Annotated in this window: 19 protein-coding genes; 3 read left to right on the forward strand and 16 right to left on the reverse strand. The window is 28.3% G+C overall.

Features of this window, described 5'->3' with window-relative positions; all coding sequences use genetic code 11:
- Window positions 1-67 precede the first annotated feature (67 nt).
- The 16 genes from ACI48P_RS16135 to citS form a co-directional block, all read right to left on the reverse strand.
- Window positions 68-1,480, reverse strand: a complete 1,413-nt coding sequence (locus ACI48P_RS16135; RefSeq protein ID WP_475217595.1) for a sensor histidine kinase — start codon at window positions 1,478-1,480, stop codon at window positions 68-70.
- Window positions 1,470-2,144, reverse strand: a complete 675-nt coding sequence (locus ACI48P_RS16140; protein WP_475217597.1) for a response regulator transcription factor — start codon at window positions 2,142-2,144, stop codon at window positions 1,470-1,472. The genes ACI48P_RS16135 and ACI48P_RS16140 overlap by 11 nt, the downstream gene beginning before the upstream one ends.
- Window positions 2,145-2,360: 216 nt before the next feature.
- Window positions 2,361-3,533, reverse strand: coding sequence for a C40 family peptidase (locus ACI48P_RS16145; protein WP_475217599.1), 1,173 nt, complete (start codon window positions 3,531-3,533; stop codon window positions 2,361-2,363).
- Between the two features lie 231 nt (window positions 3,534-3,764).
- Complete coding sequence (locus tag ACI48P_RS16150) at window positions 3,765-4,523, reverse strand: MerR family transcriptional regulator (protein WP_475217601.1); 759 nt, start codon at window positions 4,521-4,523, stop codon at window positions 3,765-3,767.
- Window positions 4,524-4,588: 65 nt separating this feature from the next.
- Window positions 4,589-5,371 (reverse strand): DUF4097 family beta strand repeat-containing protein, encoded by a 783-nt coding sequence (locus ACI48P_RS16155; protein ID WP_475217603.1) that lies wholly within the window; start codon window positions 5,369-5,371, stop codon window positions 4,589-4,591.
- A gap of 16 nt (window positions 5,372-5,387) precedes the next feature.
- Window positions 5,388-5,972 (reverse strand): DUF1700 domain-containing protein, encoded by a 585-nt coding sequence (locus tag ACI48P_RS16160; RefSeq protein WP_475217605.1) that lies wholly within the window; start codon window positions 5,970-5,972, stop codon window positions 5,388-5,390.
- A complete protein-coding gene (locus ACI48P_RS16165; RefSeq protein ID WP_475217607.1) occupies window positions 5,965-6,285 on the reverse strand; it encodes a PadR family transcriptional regulator in 321 nt (106 codons plus the stop codon). Before ACI48P_RS16165 ends, ACI48P_RS16160 begins: the two co-directional genes overlap by 8 nt.
- Window positions 6,286-6,550: 265 nt before the next feature.
- The gene (locus tag ACI48P_RS16170; protein ID WP_475217609.1) at window positions 6,551-7,045 is read right to left on the reverse strand and encodes a hypothetical protein; all 495 of its coding nucleotides are present in this window, start codon (window positions 7,043-7,045) and stop codon (window positions 6,551-6,553) included.
- Between the two features lie 71 nt (window positions 7,046-7,116).
- The gene (locus tag ACI48P_RS16175) at window positions 7,117-7,779 is read right to left on the reverse strand and encodes a methyltransferase domain-containing protein (protein ID WP_475217611.1); all 663 of its coding nucleotides are present in this window, start codon (window positions 7,777-7,779) and stop codon (window positions 7,117-7,119) included.
- 137 nt (window positions 7,780-7,916) lie between these two features.
- Window positions 7,917-9,179 carry a cytosine deaminase gene (locus ACI48P_RS16180; RefSeq protein WP_475217612.1) on the reverse strand — a complete coding sequence of 421 codons (1,263 nt, stop codon included), beginning with the start codon at window positions 9,177-9,179 and terminating at the stop codon, window positions 7,917-7,919.
- Between the two features lie 120 nt (window positions 9,180-9,299).
- Window positions 9,300-10,571 carry a cytosine permease gene (codB, locus tag ACI48P_RS16185; RefSeq protein WP_475217614.1) on the reverse strand — a complete coding sequence of 424 codons (1,272 nt, stop codon included), beginning with the start codon at window positions 10,569-10,571 and terminating at the stop codon, window positions 9,300-9,302.
- 325 nt (window positions 10,572-10,896) lie between these two features.
- Window positions 10,897-11,712 carry an N-acetylmuramoyl-L-alanine amidase gene (locus ACI48P_RS16190; RefSeq protein ID WP_475217615.1) on the reverse strand — a complete coding sequence of 272 codons (816 nt, stop codon included), beginning with the start codon at window positions 11,710-11,712 and terminating at the stop codon, window positions 10,897-10,899.
- Window positions 11,713-11,783: 71 nt separating this feature from the next.
- Window positions 11,784-13,682 carry a type I glutamate--ammonia ligase gene (locus ACI48P_RS16195; RefSeq protein ID WP_475217616.1) on the reverse strand — a complete coding sequence of 633 codons (1,899 nt, stop codon included), beginning with the start codon at window positions 13,680-13,682 and terminating at the stop codon, window positions 11,784-11,786.
- 217 nt (window positions 13,683-13,899) lie between these two features.
- Window positions 13,900-14,475: an ANTAR domain-containing response regulator gene (locus ACI48P_RS16200; RefSeq protein ID WP_475217618.1), complete on the reverse strand. Its 576-nt coding sequence runs from the start codon at window positions 14,473-14,475 to the stop codon at window positions 13,900-13,902.
- 259 nt (window positions 14,476-14,734) lie between these two features.
- A complete protein-coding gene (locus ACI48P_RS16205) occupies window positions 14,735-15,706 on the reverse strand; it encodes a TIM barrel protein (RefSeq protein WP_475217620.1) in 972 nt (323 codons plus the stop codon).
- A 1,088-nt stretch (window positions 15,707-16,794) separates the two neighbouring features.
- Entirely contained in the window at window positions 16,795-18,144 is a 1,350-nt protein-coding gene (gene citS, locus ACI48P_RS16210) for a citrate/sodium symporter CitS (protein WP_475217622.1), read from the reverse strand.
- Between the two features lie 352 nt (window positions 18,145-18,496).
- Here citS and ACI48P_RS16215 point away from each other — a divergent pair, with 352 nt between their 5' ends.
- The 3 genes from ACI48P_RS16215 (at window position 18,497) to ACI48P_RS16225 (ending at window position 19,947) form a co-directional block, all read left to right on the forward strand.
- Window positions 18,497-18,628, forward strand: coding sequence for a hypothetical protein (locus ACI48P_RS16215; protein ID WP_475217624.1), 132 nt, complete (start codon window positions 18,497-18,499; stop codon window positions 18,626-18,628).
- A gap of 104 nt (window positions 18,629-18,732) precedes the next feature.
- Window positions 18,733-19,158 carry a hypothetical protein gene (locus ACI48P_RS16220; RefSeq protein WP_475217625.1) on the forward strand — a complete coding sequence of 142 codons (426 nt, stop codon included), beginning with the start codon at window positions 18,733-18,735 and terminating at the stop codon, window positions 19,156-19,158.
- A 165-nt stretch (window positions 19,159-19,323) separates the two neighbouring features.
- Entirely contained in the window at window positions 19,324-19,947 is a 624-nt protein-coding gene (locus ACI48P_RS16225) for a hypothetical protein (RefSeq protein ID WP_475217626.1), read from the forward strand.
- Window positions 19,948-19,986 lie beyond the last annotated feature (39 nt).

Genomic DNA, 19,986 nt, shown 5'->3' on the forward strand with positions numbered 1-19,986 from the left:
TTTAGGGTTTTACTTTATAAATTATCCTAGACTCTATAAAAATAAAGCGTAGATAAGATTTACTTTACTATTTCTTATCTACACTTTCTGTTGGTAAAATTATTGTAAATTGACTTCCTTTATTAACATCACTACTAACTTTAATTTCTCCACCATGTTCATTTACTATTACCTTACTTATTGTAAGACCAACGCCTAGACCTTCGCTATGATCACTTTTTGACTTATCTACTCTATAAAACCTTTCGAAAATATAAGGCAAATCTTTTTTTGGTATACCTTTACCATTGTCACTTACACATATATATACCTTATCATTAATCTTATTGAGTTTTACAAATATTTTGGTATTATTGTAACTATATTTAATAGAATTAGATATTATGTTTACAAGAACTTGAGATAGCTTATTTTTATCTACATCTAAATTTAAATCTTCTAACTCATGTTCTATTTTAATATTTTTACATAATGCACTAGCTTCTAGGTTATTAATTACATTTTCTGTAACATTTTTTAAATTTGTGTTCTCTATGTTCAAAGGATCTTTTTCTAATTTGTTTAGATTCTTTAATTTATCTATTAACTCTATTATTCTTAATAGCTCTTGGTCTATACTTACTAATCTATCCTTACTTGGTTCCCAAATTCCGTCAATTATTGCTCTTAGATGTCCATGAATACTTGTCATTGGATTAGAAAGTTCATGAGATAAATCTGTAATTAATCGACTTCTAATATGCTCTTGAGACTCTAAAGATGATGATAGATTGTTTATTGAGTTTATTAAATGATCTACTTCAATTATATTTCCGTCATATTCTAACTGCTTATAGTTACCTTCACCTATAAATCTTGTTATCTGAGATACTTTTTTTATAGGATAAGATATATGTTTTGATATTAATATTGTCATAAATAAAATACTAAACAAAGATATTATTGCTACTATAACCAGTATTTTATTTATTGTACTTATAAATATTAATTCTTCTGACATATAAACTATCTGATCATAATATGTGAGCTTTTTGTAACCAATTAGCATGTTTTCATCATCATATATTGGTGTTACCTTGCTGGTTAAGTTTCCTACCCATAGTGGTTTAACTTTTTTCATATTATTTAAAATATCTAAAAATACTTTCTCGCATTTATACTCATCTTCTTTTATTATGCTGTAGATGTATTTCTGATCTTTGCCTAATATTTCTAGAAGGATACCTTTTGATAACAACTCATCTCCAACACCTATTAATGTACTTTTGTTCCACTTATCATTAAGATATGCCTTATGTATTTTTATATCAGCCTTTTCAATAGTTTCTTCTTGTTTATATGTAACATAGGCTTCAAACTTTTCCCTAAAAACTATATTAATGATAATGTAAAAAACAAGTATAAAAATAAATATAGGTATACTAAAGCTTAAGATTATCTTTCGATTGATAGAAATTAATTTTCTTTTCCTATTCTTCAAATCTGTATCCAACTCCATAAACTGTTTTAATTATTTTTCCTTTTAAGTTCTTGTCCTCAAACTTCTTTCTTATATTTTTTATATGATTATCTATACTTCTATCTAACTTATCATCAGATTCCTCAATCACATTAAATAATATTTCTTCTCTCGTATATATTTTATCTGGATTTGATGATAGAAATATTAAAATATCATATTCAGTTTTAGTTAAATCTACATCATTTCCATTAAATGTTACACTACGTTTAGATTTATTAATTTCTAATCCATTTTTAAATCTTATTATACTATCATTGTCTACCTTACATCTTTTTAGCATTGCCTTCACTCTATAAACAAGCTCTTCTGGATTAAAAGGCTTGCATATATAGTCATCACAACCTAGCTTAAACCCTTCTATTCTTTCCTGAGATTGATCCTTTGAAGTAATCATAATTATTGGTAAATCTGATTTTTCTCTTATATACTGACAAATCTCATCTCCACTAATATCAGGCAATTTTCTATCTAAAATAATTAAATCTATATTATTATTTTCTAGATTTTTAATAGCATCATTTCCACTGTTTGATACCAATGTATTATAGCCTTCTCTTCGTAAGTATGCTTGTACAAACTCACATATTTTAACTTCATCATCAACTATTAATATTGTTATCATTTATAGCCTCCTTACCACAATAGTGTTACCAATATTGCAAAGTATAAATACTTCATTTTAAAAATTATGTCATTTTATGTTTAATCACTCTATATGAGACTATTATAATCCTCTAAACTTAAAAAAGCTATGCTTTACAAATATTAACACCTGCATGCATAGCTTTTTTGCTGATTAAATTATAAATAAATGTTTATTTTAAACTGTTATTTTAAATTATAATACTCTCTTTGCCCATAAGTATGTGCTGTTCCAGTAACTATTGTTTATACTAGTCTTTTGTACTACATCTCCTGGCTTTGGTGCATGTATCATATAACCGTCTCCCACGTATATACCAACGTGACTAACGCCTCCACTACCATCTGTACTTGAGAATATTAAATCTCCAGGTTGTAAGTTAGAACGACTTACCGTTGTACCTACTCCAGATTGTTGCTTAGATGTTCTTGGTAAATTTACACCAGCAGCATTTCTATATATGTATTGTATTAATCCTGAACAGTCAAATGAGTTAGGACCTTCTGCTCCCCATACATATGGCTTACCTAATTGAGCATAAGCTAAGTTTACCACAGCAGATTGCTTATTAGTATTTTCTACTGGTTTATTTTGATCTTCTTGTGGCTTATTATCTTGCTCTGGTTTAGTATTTTCTTGAGGCTTTGATGTTTGGTTATTATTATTGTTGTTATTTGCGCTATTATTATTGTTAGCCCCATTATTAGTATTGTTAGATGCATTATTGTTTGCATTATTATTAGTACTATTTGTAGTGTTATTATTAGTAGCGTTATTTGTATTAGCATTACTGTTGTTATCATTAGTACTATTGTTTATTGTTGTATTGTTTGGTTGTTGAGGTTTTTGAGGTACTTCTACTACTGGTTTTTCATCAGTAACATAGTCGGCATAAATATATCCAACTTGATCTCCAACCTTTATCTTTAACCATTCATTAGATTCTTCTATTAATTCTAACTCTGTTCCTTCTGTTAATACTTTAAATACTTTACTATCTAAGTTAGCTTCTTCTCTAAAGTTTACTCTAGCTTCATCTACATATATGTCTTTATTATTTAATTCTACGTAGTTTGAATGTATGTATCCAAGTTTGTCATTGTTTAATTTTACCTTGTACCAATCACTTTCTTGTCCAACTATATCAAATTCTGTTCCTTTTACTGCTGCATATAGCTTATTGTTTTCATCTATACCTGCACTTTCCCTTACATTTAATCCAATATTAGGTGTAACTGTTGCTGTCTTAAATTTTATTTCCTTATATTCATCAGTCTTCACTGATTCGTTTTCGTTAGCAAATGAATTAATATTTGTTGACATTATCATTATGGCTGCCATCGGTATCATCGCTTTTCTTTTTATCATATACAATTTCCTCCCATATTTGTAACTTTTTTGTAACTTTTGTAGCAATTAGAAGTTTATCATAAAAATATGTAGAAAATATATGCAAAAATGTATATTTTGATTATAATTTACCAATTTTACCTTTTCTTCTAGTATAAAAAGAAAATAGTTACTCTGTAAGTCTGCATCTCAATAAAAAAATAGGAGCATTTGCTCCTATCTTAGTCACGACATTATAGTCTTTTTTAATTAATTTTCATAATAAGCTAATATTGCATCTCTTAAGAATACGGCTGCATTTTTACACACATTGTCTTCATAGTACTTTGTAAAACGCTCATCGTCAACATACATTTGACCAAGACCTATATGAGCTTCCTTCGGATAAGTATGGAAGTGACTTAACCACTGTTTGTGAAGTTTTACAGCTTCCATCGCCTTTTCACCTGCAGGATTTCCTGTTTCAACTGCTTCTTTTAAAGTTTCGTTAACTTTTAAACTTAAAGCTTCAACCTCTGACCACTGCTCTTTAGATAGTTTTGAAACCTTTTTATAGCTTTCATTTACCGAATCTTCTCCGTATTTCTCTCTTATTTCTTTACCATATTTTTCTTCATTTTCTTGAATCATTTTTTTCTTTAATCCTTCGAATTTTTCTTCATTGCTCATATTGTATTCTCCCTCTAAAGAACTTATTGTCTTTTCTACATTTTTAAGTAGAATTTTTAATTCTTCTTGTCTTTTTAAAATATTTTCTTTGTGCTCATGTAAAGCACTGCTACATTCAAAGTCATCTTTTGTTACTATTGACTTTATTTTTTCTAAAGGTAATTCTAATTCCTTATAAAAAAGTATTTGTTGAAGTAAATTCACTTCATTTTCACCGTATATTCTATATCCCGATGAACTTATTCTACATGGCTTTAACAAATCAATTTCATCGTAATATCTAAGGGTTCTACTACTAATCCCTGATAACTTAGCTAAATCCCTTACTGTATACTCCATAAACATCACCTCAATAACTAGTTTAAAGCTTTACGTTACGTCAAAGTCAACAATAAATATTATTTTTATTTAAAGTTTAACTCTATTCTTCCAGTTTCACAGTTAATGATAAGATTATTTTCAGATTTATTATCAGCATTAACTTCTTTTTTATAGTTTTTACCATCTAGCTCTAATATTCCTAATTCATTTTTAATTTTATAATTATACAAGTTTTTGTATTCATCTACTTCAATATCTATATTTCCAATGTTATTTTTAATATTTGATTCTCCGTAAATTTTTCCACTTACTTCTATGTTTCCTACATCATTACTTATATTTAATTTTTTATTTATATTAGTATCTTTGATTTCTATATTTCCTACATCACAACTTGCACTTAATATATTTGAATTTATTTCATCTAAAGATATATTGCCTACGTTAGATACAATATTTATGTTTTCCATGACAAAACCTTTTGGTACGTATATTTTAATTAAATTGTATTCATCCTTTAATAAATCCATATTATTATTAACTTTTTTCAAATTTTCTTGTTTTATTTTTAATGTATTATCTTTAACTTCATAGTTTACAATACTTTCATCTTTAATATATTTTAATTCTATTTTATATTCATCTGAAGGTATTATTTTAATATTACTTACTTCTGATTCAATATCTATATTTACAAATTTATCTAGTTTTTCATTCTCTGATTCTATTGAGCTTATATTAATAATGTTAGTATCTACTGTACTATCAAATGAAAAACCTTTGTTTATTGAACAGCCTGCTATAGTAAGTATCAATCCTATTACCATAGCTATTAATGTTATTTTAACGATATTTTTTAGTTTCATTATCTATACCTCCAATTTATTTTTGTATACTTTCTTTTTCTCCTTCTTTACTCTTTAATCTTTTATTAGTTGAAGTAACTATAAAATCAAATAACTTACTAATAGCATAAATTATCCCTATAAAAGTTAATACTATTATTCCTATCATTATTATTCCTGTACCTATAGACATAAGACCTACTCCCACATTTGAAAAAATACTACTTATTCCACTAGCAAACACAGAAATCCCAGCGCCTACTAATGATGTTGAAACTACAACAAATACGAATACAAGAATTATTGCTACAAATAGAAATATTAGTATTGGTAAAGCTATGGGAAAAGCAAAAGGTGAAACAATTAAAGCTAGTAATATAAACCAAACTGATGATATTTTGTTTTTGACTGTTTTATTATTTAATTCTTTAACTGCATACTCTGATAATATTTGTGATGCTATTTCTGATGGGTGAGGTAATTCTTTTAATACATTATCCTCATCATTCATTTGTGCTTCTTCAAAATACTCTTCATAATACCTTATTACATCTTTTCGTTCATAATCAGGTAATTTTTTTAGCTTCTTGTTTAATAAATTTATAAATTCATTTTTATTCACTTTTTATTCCTCCCATTAAAATCTTATCTACACTTTCCTTATAAATTTGCCACATATTCATATATTCTTTATGCTTTTCTATTCCTAAGTTTGTAATTTGATAATATCTTCGGTTTCTACCTTGAAATGGTTTATCGTAGGTTGTTAGATATTCACTCTTTTGAAGTCTTCTAAGTACTGGATATAATGTTGATTCTGAAATGCCTACTACTTCTTTTAATTGTTGTGTCAGTATATATCCATAGGTATCTTCTTTGCTTAGTATTGCTAATACACAAGCATCTAGTAAGGTTGAGCCTAATTGAAAAGACATATGCTCCCTCCAAATCTATTACTATATCTTTTTATATATTATATGCCGTATAGTATCTTTTGATACAAATATTATACGCCATATAGTATTATTTCTCCTTCAATAACTTTAAAAATAAAATAAGATAAATCTTATCGCTTAGTCAATATAGAGTTTAAAGATGGGAAGAAAAGTAGAATTAAAATCAAAAAGAAGAGCTAATGCTCTTCTCTTCATTACAATTAAAATTGTCATTGTTATATACATAACCTCATTTACTAAATTCTTAAGTATTATCATTAATAAACTTTACAAGTTCCTTTGACTCTATAATGTAAAATTTCTGTATATAACCTCTTGAATTAAATGCCCCTTTGTCGTTTAATCTATTTGCTTCCACAACAGCATATACATTATTTGTATTTATATTTAATAGTGTTATGCCTCTTTTGTACTTTACTCCTGGTCCATCAAGACTTCCATCTAGGAGAACCGTAATACTTCCCAGTCTATCATTTGGTCCATCATTTACAGATGCTTTAATTAATTTAGCCTTGGAAAGTAAATTACTTAAGTAATCTATTTTATCAGATTCCAATTTGTAATTATAATCATGCATATCCTCACCTTTTTTTACTCTCCAAACTGCAACAATATTATCTTCTGAAAATACTAAACTATCCTTTATAGTATTGTATTCTTTGAATTTTGAATATCCAAATATAATAGAAATTACTATTATAACTATTCCTATATATAGATAGGATTTTTTCTCTTTCATTATAGTATCCCCCCTACTATTTTAAAATACCTATATTAAGTATTGATAATTCTTTACTATAATATTTATATTTACTTATACGCATTAATAAAATATCCACTTTTATACCAATCTAGATATTCTGATTCAACTATCCATCCTCTTTTTGTATACTCATTTTTAATTTGTTGTGGAGTAAGCTTATTTTTCATTCTTTCGTTATTTTCAGAATACCATCCCATGTGACGTATTCCTTTCTTTACGATTTTCGATACATCATCAAAATATTGATTGGTATCCTCAATAAACATAAATACATCTCTACTAACCATAAATTCTACACTATTTTCATTAAATAACTTTCTTAAATTTTGTCCATCATATTCCATAAACTCAAACTTTTCATTTTGACCTATTATATCTGATAGTTCATGAGTACAATCCTTATCAATATCTAATCCTAAAACCCTATCTACACTATGCTGGCATATTAAATATCGACTTAGAAATCCACCACCGCATCCTAAATCAATAACACTACCGTATATATTATTAAAATATGAAAATATTTTGTTATCATAAAATATTTGTGCATTCTTTTTATCTACAATTAACTCATTTCCGCAAACATTACATTTTAATTTAACTGTGAAGTTGGTATCATCCCAAGGATGATGTTTATTCTGTAGTATGCTGCAATCATTACCGCATTCACAATAAGTTTCCCATACATTAAAGTTATGCTCTCTAAACACCTTTTCACTCGCTTGTATTTTATATTTTTAGCTATTTGATTATCCTATATCTATGATATCAGAGAAAGTTTAGTTTCGCATCCTGTACAATTACAATCTCACTAAAAAAAGGACTCTCCCTTATGGGAGAATCCTATTTATCTTTTGAAATCACATATTTCTGGTTGTCCTAGTGATACTGTAGTCTCACTAAGTTTAGTATGTGCTATTACTCTACCTTCTCTTATAGAGTAATATACTGGTACTTGTCTTCTTACAGCATCATATCCGCTCTCTGCTGGAAGTATTATCACGTTACCAGGCTTTCCAACCTCTATACCATAATTATCTACTATATTAAGTGCTCTCGCACTGTTGTTACTTATTAAATCTAATGAATCATTTATTTGACTGTATCCCATTATTTGGCATACATGAAGTCCCATATGAAGAACTTGTAACATGTTTCCTGTTCCAAGTGGATACCAAGGGTCAAATATATCATCATGTCCAAAGCATACATTTATGTTAGCTTCTAACATTTCCTTAACTCTTGTTATACCTCTTCTTTTTGGATAAGTATCAAATCTGCCTTGAAGATGTATATTTACTAGTGGGTTTGCTACAAAGTTTATTCCACTCATCTTAAGTAATCTAAATAACTTGTAAGTATATGCTCCATTGTATGAGTGCATTGCTGTTGTATGACTTGCAGTAACCTTATGACCCATATTATTTTCTAAAGCTTTTGTAGCTAATACTTCTATAAATCTTGACTGCTCATCATCTATTTCATCACAATGTACATCTACTAATACATCATATTTCTTAGCAAGTTCAAACATTTTCTCTATAGACTGTACTCCATATTCTCTTGTAAACTCAAAGTGAGGTATAGCACCTATAACATCACATCCAAGCTTAATAGCTTCTTCTAATAGTTCATATCCATTAGGGAATGATAATATCCCTTCTTGTGGGAAAGCAACTATTTGTATTGTTACATAGTCTTTTAGTTCTTCTCTTAATTCAACCATAGCCTTTACTGCCGTTAAGTTAGGATCTGTTGTATCAACATGAGTTCTTATAAATTGAATACCATTAGCTACTTGCCATGTTATCGCTTTTCTTGCTCTTGTTTTCACATCTTCTATACTTAGGAATTCTTTTCTTTCCGACCAACGTTCTATTCCTTCAAATAATGTTCCACTTTCATTCCATTTTGGCTCACCAGCAGTTAAAGTTGTATCTAAGTGAACATGTGGCTCTATAAATGGAGGAACTACTAAGAATCCTTTAGCATCGATAGTTTCAGCACCATTTGCTTCTATACTTTCCTCTATTTTAGTTATTTTTCCATTTTCTATTAATATGTCTACTAATTTATCATTGTTTCTTAATTTTGCGTTTTTTATTAACATATTGTCCTCCTTTAATACTATTATTACTGCTAGCTACCAAATTTATATTTAATATAGATTGATAAAATAATTTACTTTTCTAAAATACCTTATCAATCTAGTCTTTATTAATCTTGATAATTATGCAGCTTTCTTTGCTGTATCATTACTGAATATTGATTGATTTTTTTTATTTGTTAATTTTGTTCCTGCTACATATATTACTATTGCCACTAATACCGAGTTTAGCGGAGTTATTCCTGGAAGAACAAATGCTCCTATAACACCTGCTATCCAAGCTATTATAGCATTTATATTTATATTTTTAAATCTAGCATATTTAAAATCAGTATAGTTACACTTATTTACTATAAAGTAGTCTGCTATTATTACAGCTCCAGTTGCTGGTATAAATGAGTTTAGTAAGTTTAGCCATCCCATGAAGTTGTTGTATAAAAACATTGCAAGTACTGTTCCTATTATACCATTCATTATAACCATCATACTTTTCGGCTTTTTAGTTATATTTGCAAATCCAAGTCCTGAACCATATAAAGCATTATCATTTGTAGTCCAAATGTTAAGTCCAAGTATTACTATTGCCGGTATTATTAAACCTTGTAAAAACATTACTTCTGCTATATCTGCTTGCCCAGTAACCATTGCACCTACTGCTCCAAAGATTAACATTAAAGAGTTACCTATTAAGAATGCTATAACTGTTGTACTTACTGCAGTCTTTTTATCTTTTGCAAATCTTGTAAAGTCTGGAGTTAAAGTTCCTCCACTTATAAATGTTCCTACACATAATGCAAGGGCTGCACTCATAGTCATCGTTCCTGTTGGCTCTATTGCTAGTAACCCTTGTAATCCTCCAACATCACCTATTGCTAAGTTTACTGATAATCCTCCAAGTACTGCTATTGATGGAACTGCTATCATACTTAATATTGTTAAAGACTTCATTCCAAAGAAAGCTGTTGCTGTCATTAAAATACCTGATACAGCTACTAGTATTCCTACATTTATTCCTGTTACCTTAGAAACTGGTATTGCAAACATTGCAACCCCAACTCCAAACCATCCAACTTGTGTTGCTGAAACTAAGAATGATACTAGATATGAACCTTTTTCTCCAAATGAATATCTCGCTAATAAGTGTGTAGATAATCCTGTGTCTCCTGCTATATATGCTAAAAGTCCAGTGTATCCACATAATATTAAGTTTCCTAAAAATACTGCGCTTAAGAATTTATCCATGCTTAATGATGTTCCTAATGTTCCACCTGCTAACATACTAGCTGAGAAGAATGTGAACCCTAGCATAACAACTAGCATTGATACAAAACCTTTCTTAGCATTTTGAGGTATCGCCTCTAATGAAAAATCGTGATCTTGGTGTTTTTTACTCATAATAATCTCCTTTATATTACAAGTACCTATTAAAGATTTACTTAAGATGTTACTATTTACTCTTTTAATTAATAACTAATATTATTTCACATATAACAAAAAACCTCTTGCTAGGCAAGAGGTTTCGTTAGGTATGAGCTATAGTTAAGATATTATTCTAAAGTATAATTTAACTTTTAATTATACTTTAGCTTCCATCTTTTTATCTTAAGTAATTCTTTTAATAATTTTCTTCCGAAAACCTTGCCAGCTTCTCTGAACTGGTTTAAAGGTACTATTTATTTGTTAAAAATATTCTAACATATTTGTCGAAAAATGTATATATTTATTTTTCAAAAATTTCTATAAATGCATCATAACCATCTTTTTTAAGCTTTTCAATTTGTTTGTCTGCATTTTCTCTTTCCTTAAAGCTTCCAGCAACTGCTCTATAGTAATTTACTCCATCTTTGTTAAAAGTAGTTATGAATGTACTATATCCTTTGTCTTTTAATTTTTCTATAAGCTTTTCTGCATTATGTTTTATAGTGAATGAACCTGCTATAACTCTGTAATATTTTTCTGAATCATTGTTTCCTGAACCTACTTCTTTATATTCTATACCTAGTGTCTTTAATATACCTTTTGCATAAGCAACACCAAATTTACGTTGTTTCTCTTTAGTATCAGCTATGGTCATATCAGTTTTATTATCTAAGAATACTCCCTCTGCTATTACTGAAGGCGCTTTTATTTCTCTAATAAACCCAAAATAGTCGCTTCCACTACTGTTTAATTTTGTTTTTAGGCCTCTAGAATTTTGTCCTATTTTTTTTACTTCTTCTTCAATATTTTTAGCTAATACTTTAGATATTCCTCCACCACTATAATAGAATATTTCAAATCCATCTCCTCCACCTGAGTTATTATGGATATCTACTGCTAAATCCGGATTAAATACATTACATTCTCTTATTTCATCAATTACAGGGTCATTTTCATCTCTAATTCTAGACATCTTAACTTCTACTCCATGTCTTTCTAGTTCATATTTACATGCAAGTGCCATCTCTAAGTTCATTTCTTTTTCTTTATAACTACCACTTACTGCACCGGAGTCACTGCCTCCATGGCCTACTCCTAAAAATACTTTTTTAGCCAATTAAATCGCCTCACTTTTTTTATTCCCCTTAATTATACATATAAAAAAGTGATTAAATTTGAGACTAATTTTTAGAATATATTTTTCTTATATAAAATATATCTTTCTTGTAACTCATTCATTTTATCATTCATTTCTAATTGAAGATTCGATGCTACTTCATAATCTCCACATTCTAGCGCTTCTTTTATTTGAGTAAATAGACACTTGTTTGTCATAGTATCTTTCATTAAATATCTTCTTAATGTGTTTATGTTATTCCAGTGTAATTCGTCTAGCGCATCCATATTATCTAGTTCATGAATTTTTTTACAATCTTTTATGATTTTCATGTTATTTTGAATTATTCTATATGTTAACTCTGTACGCCATCTGTCTAGTATCCCTGCCTTAAATGAATCTAATGTTCTTTCAGTAAATACATCCCCTTGGTTAAGCGACTCTAACTTATGTTCATATGTTTCGAAATTCTTAACATTTTCATATACTGTTGCTGGTGGCTTAGCGTATCTTAAATTTCTTTCTTCTTCTGTATAGTGTTCAAATACATCATTTTCATCTCTGTATGCTCTAAATTTATCTAAGTAGAAGCTATCGTCTCCAACTTCTTTAGATATTTCTTTTTCTAATTCCTTAGTTGTAAGACCACTTTCAGCTACTGCTTTGATACCATGTAACATTGTTTGATATAATCCAGCTATTACTAAATAAGTATTTGATAATGGATTTGGAGATCTTAACTCAAATCTAGTTGCCATTGGATTATTTAAGTCTCTTATTAGTCCTATTAATATTGATCTATTTCTTGCTATAGCATCATATCTATGACCTAGAGATGTAACTATACAAACTGGTGCCTCAAATCCTGGTACTAATCTGTTAAATGCATCATTTGAAGAAGTTACTATTGGGCTTAATACTTCATAGTTTCTAAGTACTCCCATTAAAGCTCCATATCCTATTTCACTCATGTAATCTTCAGTCATTACTTTAGGTGCAAATAAGTTTTTCATCTTTCCATTATTAAGTTTTACACTTACACCTACATGTGTATGTTCTCCACTTCCTGCTACCCCATGAAGTGGCTTAGCTTGAAACTTAACTCTAAGACCATGTAAAGTGAATATATCTTCTACAACTTCTCTTATTATTAACTCATTATCCGCTGCTTGTAGAGGTGAGGAGTATTTCCAGTCTATTTCTAATTGCTCCATAGCATGTTTTATATTTCCATCTATACTAACCGAACTATTTATTCCCCCAACTTCTTTGTGACCCATCTCTGGTTCTACTCCCATCATTTGTAAAACCCTTAAAGATTTTTCCAAAGCCGTTCTTATTACCCCATGAGTTCTTTTCCAGTATTGCTCTTTTAAGGTTTGTGAAACATATAATTTCTCATAATCCGCCTTATCTTCTGGAGTTTTTACCCATAATTCTAATTCTGTTGCTGCTGTTAATACTATGTTGTCTATTTCCTCAATGCTTTCTATTCCTAAATTATTTATTATTTGAGGATGTTCTACCATAAGTTCTCTTAAGGTTTCTTTAAAATAATTAACTGATTTTTCTAATATTCCTCTTGAACATACTTTTTCCCCATTATGAAGTAAGAATGCTGGTATTTTTAATGTACCTACTGGTAATCCAGTTAAATCATCTATATATTCATAATTATAATCTATATACCAGTTAACGTTGCTATCTGGGAATAAATCTACCTTTGCATCATTTAATGTTGCTATTTCATTTAGTTCAACACTTGAACCATCTGTTTGTATTCCCGAATCTAAGAAACCTTCTATATCATCTATTAATAACTCAACTGGTATTTTTTCATCTGTAGCATTTCCACCAAGGTCTACCCCCATTAATGATACAAATCTTATATTTTTATTTCTATTTAATATATCTACTATTTCTTTATCTGAGTGTTTATTTGCTTCTATTACATACAGTAATTCCTTCATGTTTTATTCCTCCAATGATTTTTAATGTTTGACATAAAAAGTTATATGTATATTATTATAACTTTGTGCATGTGTTCAAAATAAATTATGAGATATCATAGTCTTCAATATGAACTATCATAATATCCTTGTACGTAAAAAAGAGCTTAAAAATATATGTGAAATATTTTTAAGCTCCGTTGCTTTTATACAGATTACTACCTTGTAACTGTGAATATTAACTTTTAAATTTATAACTTACAATAATAAATTCTGATATTTCTCTCATAGTAACTCTTTTTTCCATGCTATACTTTCTTATTCTAGCATAAGCTTCATCTTCTGTAAGATTTTCATTTACCATAAGTATACCTTTTGCTTTGTCTATTGCTTTTCTGTCTTCAAATCTTTGTTCAATTGATTCTTTTTCCTTTTTAATCTTTCTATACTCTTTACCTGTATAGGCTGCTATTTCTAGAGTAGAAATAAGTAAATCTTTATTGATAGGATTTGAAACACAACCCCTTGCTCCCACAATTTTGATTTTATTAATTGTGTCTTTATTTATTTTAGAAACTAAAAATACAATAGAGCCAGAAATATCTTCGTTGTTTATTATCTGAGCTGCACTAATTCCATCTAATAAAGGCAAATTTGTTTCCATCAAAATAACATCTGGATTATGTTGTCTACAAACTTTTATTGCATCAAATCCATCTAAAGCTTCTGCTACCACCTTGTAGCCAACTTCATTTAAGATTTTTTTAACTTCGTCTCTTCTATTAACTTCATTACTTGCAACAATAATCCTCAACTAATTAATCACCTCTAATATAGTAAAAGCCCTTTAAGATAGTAAGCTTCATCAAATAACTATTCTTAAAGAGCGCCATTGCTTCAATAATTTACACCCCGTTGTGTAACTTATTTTTATTTTATTGATTTAGTAAAAAAATGTCAACTATTTTTAAAGTTTTTTTACTGTATTTTTTTAATTTTTATTATTTTTAATTATTTCATTATTTTCTGCTAGATCATTTAATATTTACATTTTATTAGTTTTCATATTAATTTTATTTGTATAAACCTAGTGCTTTGTCTTGTATTATGATAAAATCTCTAAGTTCTTCTATAGAATATGTAATAAATTCATATACTAAATACTCTGGATTTATTATATCTATTAGCTTCTTTATTTTATTATTTGCAAAAGGATTATGCTGATCTATTTCCATAACATGATATATTATTTTTTCATTCATTTCATCTAATCCTAGCTCTAATTCATTGTATTTACATATTTGGCTTTTTACATATTCTGAAGAATTTGACTTACTTAAGTGAATTCCTTTTATATATTTTTTCAATTCACCTAAGTTGTTTACAGTATCTATTAAATAATCTATGCCTTCTTCTTCATTATTTATTTCTAAATTTGTGTTTATCAAATGACTTGTATCTAACATTATACCTTTGTTTTCATATTGGATATTTTCGATAAAGTATTTTACTAATTCCTTATCTACCAACCTAAGCCCAGGCCACCATAAATTTTCGAAAAGTATAGCAATATTAGTATCTAGATTTTTAAAAATCTCATTTATCATTTCAATAGTTCCATCTATTACTTCTTTGTCTGTGTAGGTGAATTTATAATCAAAGCAATGTTTTAATTTAACATCTGATACATGAAAAACTACATATTCAGCTTCTAGTTTTTCTGCAAGCTTTATTTCTTTTCTAAATTCATTAATTATTGATTTTTTATCATTTCCTCCATAGAACCTTGTAATATCTTCTAAGCTTTTAAAATCATCTAGCATACCCTCTTTATTATTCCAAAAATCTAACCACATAGGATAGTGTCTCAAATGAACACCTTTTACTCTATCTTTAGGTATAATTCCATCACTATATGAAGATATTCCAAATAGCTCAATTCCATCTATGTTATTAGAATTTAAAAAGTCATTTATATTTTTTGTGTCATTATCAAATCTTTTCATATCGTATTCATATGTAGATAAATTTATTATTTTATACATAATTCCACCTTAAGTTTTTATTTTCTATTTTGATTTTTATATAGTTTACCAAAATAGTTATACATTATTATCCATTAATAGTAGTACATCTTTTTTTTTTTATCAATAATTAAAATGATATAATTAAACGTTGAAATCCTATGTTTTAATGAATCACTACTAAATATTATATTTTTAGTGTATTTTTAGAGTATGGTTAATTAAAATTATTCAAATATTAGACTTAAGATTAGAAATAATAAAAATAAAAAGAGCAAGCTGAGATTATTGATATACATAGTCACAACTTACTCCTTTTTATTTAGATATGATTTTAGAGTTATAATTATACATCATAGACAGTTTTCACTGTACCTCACAAAAGTTTCATATATATTCAGTCACTAGGGAGATAAGTCTGAGCTGTTGGGAGCGACCCTAAGCTTCTTATCCCAGTACAAAGTACCATATCCTACATGAGAATGATTACTCATAAATTTAACCTAACTTTCAGAAGTTTAAATCATCTATCTTTGTCCTAAGGCTACTTCAACATAGTTCTTGTGTTATACGCAGATTTCTCTGTTTCAAGACAAATGGCTTTATTTGGTATTTCCAGTGTCATATAAGGTACCACACTTATACCCCGTTGGATTATTCCTCACTGAGGCGTCTATTACAGCCACCACAAGGCTATTACTTTTATATGCACTAAAGTTTGGCAAACTGACTTATTCTTTTGGCTCTTACCATTCATTATGATTTTCGCAAATCATAAAAGGAATAGAATTTTCAAAGTATCCTTTTAAATTCTTCCCGACACCGCCAGCTCTCAGCAGGTTGTCACTCTTCTTCACTGAGTTTCTATGATGCATAACTATAATTCTAAAAATGATACTAATATACCATATAACATTTTATTAATATATACAAGTATTATAACACCCTCGTAATTAAAAAAGCTGGAACGAAACCTCATTCCAGCATAAAGTACTTTTGGTCTCGTTATACTACGATACCCTCTATAGAAATATTTATATAATACATTAACTATTAATATCTTTTTATATTTTTTATCAATTTATATTTATATTTTATTGATAAGTTTTTTAAGCAAATATTCCAAATACTATACTTGCAATAATTAACATCAATCCTCCACCTAAACGAGAAGATATTTGTGCAAATGATATAAGCTCCATTCTCTTTGCTGCTCCAAGAACTGCTAAATCTCCAGAACCACCTCTATTTGCCATACATAGTCCTGCTGTTATAGCTGTTTCTATTGGGAAGAATCCAACTAACCAACCAACAACTCCAGAACCTATTATTGCTCCTATAACTATAAATGCTGCTATTACAACATTTCCTATTGTAAATGCTGCTATTAATTCTCCTAAATCTGTAAGTGCTATACCAACACCAACCATTATTACTAATAAGAATTGTTTAGCAAAGAATCCTTGTAGCTTCTTAGCACCTTCTCTTAATTCAGCTGGGATTACACCTAATACGTTACAAGTAGCTACTAATATAACCATCCATGCAAATCTATGTATATCAACCTTAACTACTGAACCAAATAATGTAAACTCAGGTATAACTAATACTTTAGATAAAATGTTACCACATACATAGAATGTACAAGCTAATATTAAACCTACTGCCATATCTCTCGCTGTTACTTTTACTTCTACTTTTTCTTCTAATTTAGAAATATCTTCAGCTTTTCTTATTAATTCACCATTTCCATTAAACTTAGCTCCAGATTTTGTTGTACCTAATTTGTTAAGTACTCCAGCAGAAACTATTGCTATTATGTTTGCTATTGTTAATATTGATAAACCAAAAGATAACCATTGAGCTGGGTCATTTCCTGTTGCATTTGCATATATTTCTGACATTGGTATTGCACCTGCACCAGTACCACCACCCATTATTGGTAATACATATCTTGTAACTACATCAGATGGAGCTACTCCAAATAATAGTCCTCCAACTATACCTAATACGCCTGCACCTATAACCCCTGCTATAATTGCTGGTAAATATCCTGCAAAAGCCTTTAATAATAACTTTCTGTTTACTGATAAAATTGATCCTGTTATTAATACTGCTATGAATAAATCTAAGAAGTCTGTTGTGTCCATGAATATCTTTACTGTCTCTATTGCTGCTTCTGGAACTAATCCTTTGTATACTAAGTATGCTGAACCTAAAAATGCAAGTATAGATCCTCCACCTACATAAGTATTCCATATAGGTATTCTATCACCTATATAACCAAATATTATTCCTAGTGTGTAAAGTAAAGCAAATGCCCCGATTGTGTTATTTGGAAGATATCCTCCCATTGTTGCTATTAATACAACACCTGCTACAACAGCAAATATGTACCAAGGCATACCAAAGAATTTTAATTCCTTTTTGTTTGATCCGCTAGCACTTATTGATGCCATATAACCATTTCCCCCTTTTGAATTTAGATGTGTAAGATACTCAGTATCCCAGTATACACTAAAATATTAAGAGTATACAATCATTTTACTTTGTATCCCAAATTAATTTTATAATATGTTAAATTATTATTCAATATTGAATTGTCAGTTTTTTTAAACTATTCAGGAAAACGTTTAAATTTCAACATTTCCACAAGTGTTCTTTTGGTGTTCTTCGTGGCTTTTTGATGTTTCAAATTTTTCTTTTTTACTTCATTATTCTACAATTTTGCATTTGAAACTGCATTTTTGCTTGTTCTTGTGTACAATTAGATATATACAATTAAACATCTTATGGAGAAGGAGGAGTATCGTGAGTATTAGGACAATAGGAATAATTATTAAAAACCAAGATGATAAGATATTGCTTCATGATGGCGGATATTTTACAAAAGCAATAGTTAAAGAAAGTGATGACATCCGTAAAGTTATAACAAAAATCTAATAAATGTAGTACATAGGGATGCCTATAGAATAGTAAAAGTATATAAAGATGTAACTGAGCTATCAGCACATTATTCTAATAATATAAATAGAGAAGATATTACTATGTATGTTGTTGAGGTTGGAATATTCAATAATGAATATGATTTTATAGAAAAAGAAAAAGTCTTAGATAAAATTAATAAAACTGAATATATTGATTTCTACGAAAAGTATTTCATCAGATATGATAAATATAAATTTTTAACTTATACTATTTATGAGTATTTCTTATTAATTATTTATATTTTACTTAAATTTGGTTTGTTTGAATTTATAGATGAAGATGCATCTATAGCTTTTCTTTCTATTGAACTTGGTTTTATTATATTTATTTATATATTTACAAAAAAGTATGCAGTTCCTATACTTTTAAACTATTTGATTAACTTCAAGATAAATGATAAAACAATAAAAGGCATTGAGGTTATTAATACAATTATTTCTGTACTATTTATTATCTTTATCATATATGAATATTTTTTTACTTAAACTTTATTTGCTCTATTGATTAAAATTTACTATTTATATATAAACACTTTTTGGCTACAGATACTATTCATTTCATTATTTAATAATCTTATAATCAAGTTAACACATGTTATTGTAAATAAAGTATAATAACATTATTATTTAGTTAATGATAGGTGGTATATTATGAATAGAAAAAAAGGACGAATATTTAAAACATTAGTTTCACTATTTATTATTGGAATTATTTTACTTGGTGTATCATCTTTGATTAAAGGTAATAAAAATGAGATTGAAGCTCTGAACAATGATTTTGTTAACAGTAGCCCCTATGTATTAGAAATTGAAGTGAAACAAAACCATTTAAGCTTTTCTTTAGGTACATACATTAAGGATGCTATAAATGCCTTTGAATTTAAAATACCTGTAAGTAAAAATTATTTTGATAGTGTAGAAATAGGAACTATACTAGCAGATAATTTTAGATTTGGTAGTTTGGTTACTGAAGGTACTGTTGGCAGTTGGAAGATTACTGTTAAAAACAAAATAAATCAAAGTGCTGAAAATCTGGAGTTAAATACCTCTACAGATAAAGTTTTATCTTTAAATATTAGGCAAACTCACACTACTGTTAGTGTTAAGAAGCATCTTAAAGATAGTATTAATGATATAGTTATTAGTATTAAAGTTGATGATGACTATTATAATTCAGTAAAAAAAGGTGATGTTTTGGCTAAGAAATTTAGATGGGGAAGCTTAATTAATGATGGAAGCTTCGGACATTGGCAGGTTGTAGTTGGTGAAAAATAAATATTAGGACTGTAGGTAAGTTTACTTTTATATAAACCT

This window comes from Romboutsia sp. LXY-2 (assembly GCF_056171995.1).

What these genes read in the sequence shown, in the direction of transcription:
- codB (WP_475217614.1), bottom strand. Translation starts at nt 10,571, where the DNA reads ATGAGTAAAAAACACCAAGATCACGATTTTTCATTAGAGGCGATACCT.
- ACI48P_RS16170 (WP_475217609.1), bottom strand. Translation starts at nt 7,045, where the DNA reads ATGAAAGAGAAAAAATCCTATCTATATATAGGAATAGTTATAATAGTA.
- ACI48P_RS16220 (WP_475217625.1), top strand. Translation starts at nt 18,733, where the DNA reads ATGTATGTTGTTGAGGTTGGAATATTCAATAATGAATATGATTTTATA.
- ACI48P_RS16180 (WP_475217612.1), bottom strand. Translation starts at nt 9,179, where the DNA reads ATGTTAATAAAAAACGCAAAATTAAGAAACAATGATAAATTAGTAGAC.
- citS (WP_475217622.1), bottom strand. Translation starts at nt 18,144, where the DNA reads ATGGCATCAATAAGTGCTAGCGGATCAAACAAAAAGGAATTAAAATTC.
- ACI48P_RS16140 (WP_475217597.1), bottom strand. Translation starts at nt 2,144, where the DNA reads ATGATAACAATATTAATAGTTGATGATGAAGTTAAAATATGTGAGTTT.
- ACI48P_RS16145 (WP_475217599.1), bottom strand. Translation starts at nt 3,533, where the DNA reads ATGATAAAAAGAAAAGCGATGATACCGATGGCAGCCATAATGATAATG.
- ACI48P_RS16205 (WP_475217620.1), bottom strand. Translation starts at nt 15,706, where the DNA reads ATGTATAAAATAATAAATTTATCTACATATGAATACGATATGAAAAGA.
- ACI48P_RS16225 (WP_475217626.1), top strand. Translation starts at nt 19,324, where the DNA reads ATGAATAGAAAAAAAGGACGAATATTTAAAACATTAGTTTCACTATTT.
- ACI48P_RS16155 (WP_475217603.1), bottom strand. Translation starts at nt 5,371, where the DNA reads ATGAAACTAAAAAATATCGTTAAAATAACATTAATAGCTATGGTAATA.
- ACI48P_RS16165 (WP_475217607.1), bottom strand. Translation starts at nt 6,285, where the DNA reads ATGTCTTTTCAATTAGGCTCAACCTTACTAGATGCTTGTGTATTAGCA.
- ACI48P_RS16150 (WP_475217601.1), bottom strand. Translation starts at nt 4,523, where the DNA reads ATGGAGTATACAGTAAGGGATTTAGCTAAGTTATCAGGGATTAGTAGT.
- ACI48P_RS16195 (WP_475217616.1), bottom strand. Translation starts at nt 13,682, where the DNA reads ATGAAGGAATTACTGTATGTAATAGAAGCAAATAAACACTCAGATAAA.